General features: G+C 68.0%; 4 protein-coding genes. 3 read left to right on the top strand and 1 reads right to left on the bottom strand.

The window, feature by feature from the left end; all coding sequences use genetic code 11:
* Positions 1–168: 168 nt before the first annotated feature.
* A complete protein-coding gene (locus ACVOK1_RS19330; protein ID WP_481562973.1) occupies positions 169–1,476 on the bottom strand; it encodes a M20 family metallopeptidase in 1,308 nt (435 codons plus the stop codon).
* Positions 1,477–1,662: 186 nt separating this feature from the next.
* Here ACVOK1_RS19330 and ACVOK1_RS19325 point away from each other — a divergent pair, with 186 nt between their 5' ends.
* The 3 genes from ACVOK1_RS19325 (at position 1,663) to ACVOK1_RS19315 (ending at position 9,366) form a co-directional block, all read left to right on the top strand.
* Positions 1,663–2,904: an efflux RND transporter periplasmic adaptor subunit gene (locus ACVOK1_RS19325; RefSeq protein ID WP_108770224.1), complete on the top strand. Its 1,242-nt coding sequence runs from the start codon at positions 1,663–1,665 to the stop codon at positions 2,902–2,904.
* A 74-nt stretch (positions 2,905–2,978) separates the two neighbouring features.
* Positions 2,979–6,212, top strand: coding sequence for an efflux RND transporter permease subunit (locus ACVOK1_RS19320; protein WP_481562972.1), 3,234 nt, complete (start codon positions 2,979–2,981; stop codon positions 6,210–6,212).
* A gap of 31 nt (positions 6,213–6,243) precedes the next feature.
* Positions 6,244–9,366 carry an efflux RND transporter permease subunit gene (locus tag ACVOK1_RS19315; RefSeq protein ID WP_481562971.1) on the top strand — a complete coding sequence of 1,041 codons (3,123 nt, stop codon included), beginning with the start codon at positions 6,244–6,246 and terminating at the stop codon, positions 9,364–9,366.
* The last annotated feature ends 124 nt before the right edge of the window (positions 9,367–9,490 follow it).

Here is a 9,490-nt window from a genome sequence, read left to right as displayed (position 1 = left end):
ATATTCCGATCCCTTCAGGCTCGGTCGCCGCATCCATGCGGCGACCGAGCTTACATGGACGTACTCGGAGCGTCCCCTGCGACCGGACCCACCCCGCCAACCCACGGATAGCCCGCTTTTGACGTTGACGTTAGCGGGTGCAGGGCTGCAAGCCCTGCCGGAATACCCTCAGCCAGCACCGTTCAAATAGTCCAGGCTCACCTGCATCAACGCCCGGAACCCGACATCCAGCGCCTTCTCATCCAGCAGGAACTTCGGCGAATGATTCGCCGGCGCCGTCGCCGGATCGATGCCCACGCTGGTCGAACCGACGAAGAAGAACATGCCCGGCACTTCCTTCGCGTACAGCGAAAAATCCTCCGCACCCATCTGCAGCGGCGGCTCGTACACATTGTCCTTGCCCACCACCGCCTGCAGGCTCGGCAGCATCTTCGCGGTCAGCGCCGGGTCGTTCACCGTCGCCGGGTTGCCTTCCGACTCGTAGATGTCGGTCACCGCCTTCGCACCGTGCGCGGCCGCGGTGTGCTCGGCCACGTTGCGCAGGTCGGCGAAGATCTGCTGGCGCATGCCCTCGTCGAAGGTGCGGATGGTGCCGACCATCTCCACTTCATCGGGAATGATGTTGTAGCGGATGCCACCGTTGATCGCGCCGAAGGTCACCACCGCCGGCTGCTTGGACAGGTTGGTGCGGCGGCTGACGATGGTCTGCGCGGTGCCGATCAGGTCGGCGGTGGCCACGATCGGGTCCACGCCGTTCCATGGTGCCGAGCCATGGGTCTGGCGGCCGATCACCTTGATGCCGAAACGATCCGACGCCGCCATCAGCGGACCGCCGCGTACTGCGATCTGGCCTGCCTGCACGCTGGAGAACACATGCAGGCCGAACACCGCCTCCGGCTTGAAGTCGGCAAACAGCCCTTCCTTCAGCATCAGCGCGGCACCGCCCTCTTCCGGCGGCGGCGCGCCTTCTTCGGAGGGCTGGAAGATCAGCATCACCTGGCCCGGCAGGTCCTTCTTCATCGCCACCAGCGCCTGCGCCACGCCCAGCAGGGTGGCGGTGTGCGCATCGTGGCCGCAGGCATGCATCACGCCCACGGTCTGTCCGCGGTACTGCGCGGTGGCCTTGGACGCGAACGGCAGGCCGGTCTGTTCGGTCACCGGCAACGCGTCCATGTCCGCGCGCAGGGCGATCTTCGGGCCGGGCTTGCCGCCTTCGATGATCGCCACCACGCCGTGGTGGGCGATGCCGGTCTTCGGCTTCAGGCCCATCGCGCGCAGGCGCTTGGCGACCTCGGCCGAGGTGCGCTCCTCGCGGTTGGACAGCTCCGGATGCGCGTGGAAGTCACGCCGCCACTCCACCACCTGAGCCTGCAGGCGCTGCGCGGCGGCTGTCACCTCCGGGCGCTCGGCCTGCTGGGCGTGGGCAAGGGCCGGCAGGGCCAGCAGCAGGGCGGACAGCAGCAGGGAACGGCGCATCGGGGGTCTCCACGGAAGGGGTCTGCACCTGAATGTAGGCCAACACCGCCCCCACGGGAACCTCCTTCGCCGCGCCCGGTCTTAGCGCCCGTCCCATACGTCATGCAGGAAACGTAGCGGGCCGCAGGTATGCTTTGCGCATTGCCACCCGGGGTCCGCCCCGTCCAGCCCTCTTGGAGTCCTTGAATGTCACGTGTTTGGAAGATCGTGCTGCTGGTCGTGGCAGTGCTGGTGCTGGCGGTGGTGGGCGTACGCGTCCTCGGTGGCGGCAAGGACAAGGCCGGTGGCCAGGCCGCAGGCGCGCGCCAGGGCGGCGAGGATCCCGATGCCGGCCCGGTGCCGGTGACCGTGGTCGATGCGACGCGCCAGGACGTGCCGGTGTATGCCAGCGCGCTGGGCACGGTGACCGCGATGAACACCGTCACGGTCAGCCCGCAGGTTGGCGGCCAACTGATGAGCATCAATTTCCGCGAGGGCCAGGAAGTGAAGCAGGGTGACCTGCTGGCACAGATCGACCCGCGCAGCGCCCAGGCCAGCTACGACCAGGCCGTGGCCGCCAAGCGCCAGAACGAAGCGCTGCTGGCCACCGCGCGTTCCAACTACCAGCGCTCCAACGCGCCGGAGTACCGCCAGTTCGTCGCCAAGACCGATCTGGATACACAGCGAAATCAAGTGGCACAGTACGAAAGCGCAGTGGCCGCCAACGAAGCCAGCGCGCGTGCCGCGCAGGTGCAGCTGCAGTACACCCGCATCACCGCGCCGATCTCGGGCATCGCCGGCATCCGCGCGGTCGACGCCGGCAACGTGGTCAGCGCCGGTACCGCGCTGGTCACCCTCACCCAGATCCACCCGATCCACGTGCTGTTCAACCTGCCCGAGCGCCAGCTCGGCGACGTGCGCCAGGCGCAGAACGCCGGCGCCGTGCCGGTGGCCGCGCTGGACCGCGCCGATTCGCACGTGCTGTCCGGTGACGGCAAGCTGGACGTGGTCGACAACCTGATCAGCGCCGACAGCGGCACCTTCAAGGCCCGCGCGATCTTCGACAACACCGACAACGGCCTGTGGCCGGGCCAGTTCGTCAACGTGCGCATGCAGCTGCGCACGATCGGCGGCGGCGTGGTCATCCCCACCCAGGCGGTGCTGCGCGGACCGGACGGCGAGTACGTCTATGTCGTGCAGGGCGACAACACGGTGAAGATGCAGACCGTGCGCAGCGGCGTGGAAGTGGGCGACAGCCAGGTGCAGATCGCCGAAGGCCTGAAGGGCGGCGAGCGCGTGGTCAGCGAAGGCCAGTTCCGCCTGAAGCCGGGCAGCAAGGTGACCGCGCTGAAGCCGGGCGAGACCCCGGCCGCGCCGACCGAGGCCGAACTGAAGGCCGCCGAACAGAAGAGTGGCGGCGGTGGCCGTCGTGGTGGCGGCCCGCGCTGAGCGCAGGCCACCCTTTCCTTTCGCGCCGGCCTCGCAGCCGGCGCTGCCATTGAAGCGCCAGCAAGGATCAGTCCGTGGGCTTTTCGACGATCTTCATCCGCCGTCCCATCGCTACCTCGCTGTTGATGGCGGGTCTGTTGCTGCTGGGCATCCTCGGTTACCGCAAGCTGCCGGTGTCGGCGCTGCCGGAAATCGATGCGCCCAGCCTGGTGGTCACCACCCAGTACCCGGGTGCCAACGCGACCACCATGGCTTCGCTGGTGACCACGCCGCTGGAGCGCCAGTTCGGGCAGATCTCCGGGCTGGAACTGATGACCTCCGATTCCTCGGCCGGGTTGTCGACGATCATCCTGCAGTTCTCGATGGACCGCGACATCGACATCGCCGCGCAGGACGTGCAGGCGGCGATCCGCCAGGCCACCCTGCCCTCCTCGCTGCCGTACCAGCCGGTCTACAACCGGGTGAACCCGGCCGACGCGGCGATCGTCACGCTGAAGCTGACCTCGGACACGCGCCCGCTGCGTGACGTCAACAACTACGCCGATTCGATCCTCGCCCAGCGCCTGTCGCAGGTGCAGGGCGTGGGCCTGGTCTCCATCGCCGGCAACGTGCGCCCGGCCGTGCGCATCCAGGTCAACCCGGCGCAGCTGTCGAACATGGGCCTGACCATGGAGGAGCTGCGCAGCGCGCTCACCCAGGCCAACGTCAATGCGCCCAAGGGTTCGTTGAACGGCAAGACCCAGTCCTACAGCATCGGCACCAACGACCAGCTGGCCAGCGCCGCCGAATACCGCGACACCATCATCAGCTACAAGAACGGCCGTCCGGTGCGACTGTCCGATGTGGCCGACGTGGTCGATGGCGTGGAGAACGACCAGCTTGCCGCCTGGGCCAACGGCAAGCCGGCCGTGCTGCTGGAAGTGCGCCGCCAGCCGGGCGCCAACATCGTGCAGACCGTCGAGCGCATCCGCGCGATCCTGCCGCAGCTGCAGGGCGTGCTGCCGGCCGACGTGCACCTGGAAGTCTTCAACGACCGCACCGAGACCATCCGCGCCTCGGTGCATGAAGTGCAGTTCACCCTGATCCTCACCATCGGCCTGGTGGTGGCGGTCATCTTCGTGTTCCTGCGGCGCTTCTGGGCCACCATCATTCCGTCGGTGGCGGTGCCGCTGTCACTGGCCGGCACCTTCGCGGTGATGGCCTTCGCCGGCATGTCGCTGGACAACCTCTCGCTGATGGCGCTGGTGGTAGCCACCGGCTTCGTGGTCGACGATGCGATCGTGATGATCGAGAACATCGTCCGCTACATCGAGCAGGGCAAGAGTGGCAAGGAAGCGGCCGAGATCGGTGCGCGCCAGATCGGCTTCACCGTGCTGTCGCTGACCGTGTCGCTGGTGGCGGTGTTCCTGCCGCTGCTGCTGATGCCCGGCGTCACCGGCCGCCTGTTCCATGAGTTCGCCTGGGTACTGAGCATCGCGGTCGTGCTGTCGATGCTGATCTCGCTGACGCTGACCCCGATGATGTGCGCCTACCTGCTCAAGCCCGACGCCCTGCCCGAGGGCGAGGACGCCCATGAGCGCGCAGCGGCGGCAGGCATGCAGAACCTGTGGACGCGCACCGTGGGCCTGTACGAGCGCAGCCTGGACTGGGTGCTGGACCACCAGCGCCTGACCCTGGCCGTGGCCGGCGGCGCCCTGGTGCTGACCGTGCTGCTGTACGTGCTGATTCCCAAGGGCCTGCTGCCCGAGCAGGACACCGGCCTGATCACCGGCGTGGTCCAGGCCGACCAGAACATCGCCTTCCCGCAGATGGAGCAGCGCACCAAGCAGGTGGCCGAAGCCCTGCGGCAGGACCCGGACGTGACCGGTGTGTCGGCCTTCATCGGCGCCGGCAGCATGAACCCCACGCTCAACCAGGGCCAGCTGTCGATCGTGCTGAAGGAACGTGGCGAGCGTGACGGCCTGGATGAGATCCTGCCGCGCCTGCAGAAGGCCGTGGCCGGCATTCCCGGCGTGGCCCTGTACCTGAAGCCGGTGCAGGACGTGACCCTGGATACCCGCGTGGCCGCCACCGAGTACCAGTACTCGCTGTCCGACGTGGATTCGGCCACCGTGGCCACCCAGGCCACGCGCCTGACCGAGGCGCTGCGCAAGCGCCCGGAACTGGCCGACGTCGACAACAACCTGTCCAACCAGGGCCGCGCCCTGGAACTGAACATCGACCGCGACAAGGCCAGCGTGCTGGGCGTGCCGATGCAGACCATCGATGACACGCTCTACGATGCGTTCGGCCAGCGCCAGATCTCGACCATCTTCACCGAGCTCAACCAGTACCGCGTCGTGCTGGAAGTCGCACCGGAGTTCCGCACCAGCACCGCGCTGATGGAACAGCTGGCCGTGGCCTCCAACGGTGCCGGCGCACTGACCGGCACCAACGCCACCAGCTTCGGCCAGGTCACCTCGTCCAACTCGTCCACCGCCACCGGCATCGGCGCGCAGAACACCGGCATCACCGTCGGTGCGGGCAACATCATCCCGCTGTCGGCGCTGGCCGACAGCAAGGTCACCAGCGCACCGCTGGTGGTCAGCCACCAGCAGCAGCTGCCGGCGGTGACGGTGTCCTTCAACATCGCCCCGGGCTACTCGCTGTCCGATGCGGTCAAGGCCATCGAAGAGACCAAGGACAGCCTGGACATGCCGGCCCACCTGCATGCCGAGTTCATCGGCAAGGCGGCCGAGTTCACCGGCAGCCAGACCGACGTGGTGTGGCTGCTGCTGGCCTCGCTGGTGGTCATCTACATCGTGCTGGGCGTGCTGTACGAGAGCTACATCCACCCGATCACGATCATCTCGACCCTGCCGCCGGCCGGTGTCGGCGCGCTGCTGGCGCTGATGGTGTGCGGCCTGAGCCTGTCGGTGGACGGCATCGTCGGCATCGTGCTGCTCATCGGCATCGTCAAGAAGAACGGCATCATGATGGTGGACTTCGCCATCGAGGCGCGCCGTGCCGGTGCCAACGCGCACGAAGCGATCCGCCGCGCCTGCCTGCTGCGCTTCCGCCCGATCATGATGACCACCGCCGCGGCCATGCTCGGCGCGCTGCCGCTGGCGCTGGGCAGCGGCATCGGTTCGGAGCTGCGCCGTCCGCTGGGCATCGCCATCGTCGGCGGCCTGCTGCTCTCGCAGCTGGTCACGCTGTACACCACGCCGGTGATCTACCTGTACATGGAGCGCTTCTCGGAGTGGATGGCACGCCGCCGCGAGCAGCGCGCCCTGCGCGACGGCACGCTGCAGGAGCCGCAGGCATGATCCGCGCCCCGCTGCTGCGGGGGGCCGCACGATGAACCTGTCCGGCCCCTTCATCCGCCGCCCGATCGGCACCGCGCTGCTGGCCGTCGGCCTGTTCATGATCGGCGTGATCTGCTATCTGCGGCTGGGCGTGTCGGCACTGCCGAACATCGAGATCCCGGTGATCTTCGTGCATGCCAACCAGGCCGGCGCGGATGCGGCGACCATGGCGTCCACGGTGACCGCGCCGCTGGAACGCCACCTCGGCCAGCTGCCGGGCATCGACCGCATGCGCTCGTCGAGCTCGGAAGGCAGCTCGCTGGTGTTCATGATCTTCCAGAGCGACCGCAACATCGATTCAGCCGCGCTGGACGTGCAGACCGCGATCAATTCGGCACAGGCCGACCTGCCCTCGGGGCTGGGTTCGCCGATGTACCAGAAGGCGAACCCGAACGACGACCCGGTCATCGCCATCGCCCTGACCTCGCAGACGCAGTCGGCCGACGAGCTGTACAACGTCGCCGATTCGCTGCTGGCCCAGCGCATCCGCCAGATCAGCGGCGTGGCCTCGGTGGACATCGCCGGTGCGTCGACGCCGGCCGTGCGCGTGGACGTCAACCTGCGCCTGATGAACGCCCTCGGCCTGACCGCCGATGACCTGCGCAACGCCGTGCGTGCGGCCAACGTGACCTCGCCCACCGGCTTCCTCAGCGACGGCAATTCCACCACGGCGATCATCGCCAACGATTCGGTGGCCCGTGCCGCCGATTTCGCCGAACTGGTGGTCAAGACCCAGGGCGATGGCCGGGTGATCCGCCTGAAGGACATCGCCATTGTCTACGACGGCCAGCAGGATGCCTACCAGGCCGCGTGGTTCAACCACAAACCGGCCGTGGTGATGTACGTGTTCACCCGCGCCGGCGCCAACATCGTCGAGACCGTGGACCGGGTGAAGGCGCAGATTCCCGGCCTGCGCGACTACCTGCAGCCCGGCACCACGATGACGCCGTACTTCGACCGTACGCCGACCATCCGCTCGTCACTGCATGAGGTGCAGATCACCCTGCTGATCAGCCTGGCGATGGTGGTGCTGACCATGGCGCTGTTCCTGCGCCGGCTGGCACCTACCCTGATCGCCGCCGTGACCGTGCCACTGTCGCTGGCCGGCGCCGCGCTGGTGATGTACGCGCTGGGCTTCACCCTCAACAACCTGAGCCTGCTGGCGCTGGTGATCGCGATTGGTTTCGTGGTGGACGATGCGATCGTGGTGATCGAGAACATCATGCGCCACCTCGACGAAGGCATGCCGCGCATGCAGGCGGCCTTCACCGGTGCGCGCGAGATCGGCTTCACCATCGTCTCGATCACCGCCTCGCTGGTGGCGGTGTTCATCCCGCTGCTGTTTGCCAGCGGCATGATGGGCGCGTTCTTCCGCGAGTTCACCGTCTCCCTGGTGGCGGCCATCGTGGTCTCGATGATCGTCTCGCTGACCCTGACCCCGGCGCTGTGCAGCCGCTTCCTCAGCGCGCATGACCACACCGCCGCACCGTCGCGCTTCGGCCGCTGGCTCGATGCCGGGCATGACCGCATGCTGCGCATCTACACGGTGTTCCTGGACTTCTCGCTGCGCCATGCGCTGCTGCTCTCGCTCACGCCGCTGATCCTGATCGGCGTCACCATCTTCCTGTTCGGTGCGGTGAAGAAGGGCGCGTTCCCGCCGCAGGACACCGGCCTGATCTGGGGCCGCGCCAATTCCAGCGCCACCGTTTCCTTCGAGGACATGGTGGCCCGCCAGCGCCGCATCACCGACATGCTGATGGCCGACCCGGCGGTGAAGACCGTGGGCGTGCGCCTGGGCAGCGGCCGCCAGGGCTCCAGCGCGCAGTTCAACGTCGAGCTGAAATCGCGCAAGGACGGCCGCCGCGAGACCACCGCGCATGCGCTGGCCCGCCTGAGTGCCAAGGCCGACCGTTACCCCGACCTGCAGCTGCGCCTGCGCGCGATCCAGGACCTGCCCAGCAACGACGGCGGCGGCAACAGCCAGGGCGCGCAGTACCGCATCTCGCTGCAGGGCAACGACCTGGCCGCGCTGCAGGAGTGGCTGCCCAAGCTGCAGGCGGCGTTGAAGAAGAACCCGAAGCTGCGTGACGTCGGCACCGACGTCGACAACGCCGGCCTGCGCCAGAACATCGAGATCGACCGCGCCAAGGCCGCGCGCCTGGGCATCAGCGTGGGCGCCATCGACGGTGCGCTGTACGGTGCCTTCGGCCAGCGCCAGATCTCCACGATCTACTCGGACATCAACCAGTACAGCGTGGTGGTCAACGCGCTGCCGTCGCAGACCGCCACGCCGGCGGCACTGGACGAGGTGTACGTGAAGGCACGCAGCGGCGAAATGGTGCCGATCACCGCGGTGGCCCGCCAGGCGCCGGGGCTGGCGCCGTCGCAGATCACCCATGAAAACCAGTACACGACGATGGACCTGAGCTACAACCTCGCACCCGGCGTCAGCGCCGGCGAGGCCAAGGCGATCATCGATTCGACGGTGGCAGGCATGCGCATGCCGGGCGACATCCGCCTGGCCGACGATGCGGGCTTCGGCTTCAATTCCGACCCCAGCGACATGCTGATCCTGGTGTTCGCGGCGATCCTGACCGTGTACCTGGTGCTGGGCATGCTGTACGAAAGCCTGATCCACCCGGTGACGATCCTGTCGACCCTGCCGGCGGCCGGCGTGGGCGCGCTGCTGGCGCTGTTCGGCACCAACACCGAACTGTCGGTCATCTCGATGATCGCGCTGGTGCTGCTGATCGGCATCGTCAAGAAGAACGCGATCATGATGATCGACTTCGCCCTGGTGGCGCAGCGCGAGCACGGCCTGGCGCCGCGCGAGGCCGCGCGCGAGGCCAGCATCGTGCGCTTCCGCCCGATCATGATGACCACGATGGTGGCGATCCTGGCGGCGGTGCCGCTGGCGATCGGCCTCGGCGAAGGCTCGGAGCTGCGTCGCCCGCTGGGCATCGCGATGATCGGCGGCCTGCTGTTCTCGCAAAGCCTGACCCTGCTGAGCACCCCGGCGCTGTACGTGATCTTCTCGTGCCTGGCCGAACGCTGGCGGGCACGCCGCGCGCGCAGGCGCGAAGCAAAGCTGCTGAAGCGCGCGCAGCGCGCGTGACGGGAGGTGCCGGCCCCCCGCCGGGACTACCGGGTGAGGTGGGGGGGGGCCGGTGGGGCGCCCCCCCGTTGGCCGGCCGTTACGAATAGAGCACAATTCTCCGACCCGCTCGGGGCAGCGCCGC

This window comes from Stenotrophomonas sp. STEN087 (genome assembly GCF_056759115.1).
The sequence above is the reverse complement of the archived record's forward strand: the minus strand, read 5'-3'. Positions and strand labels throughout refer to the sequence as shown.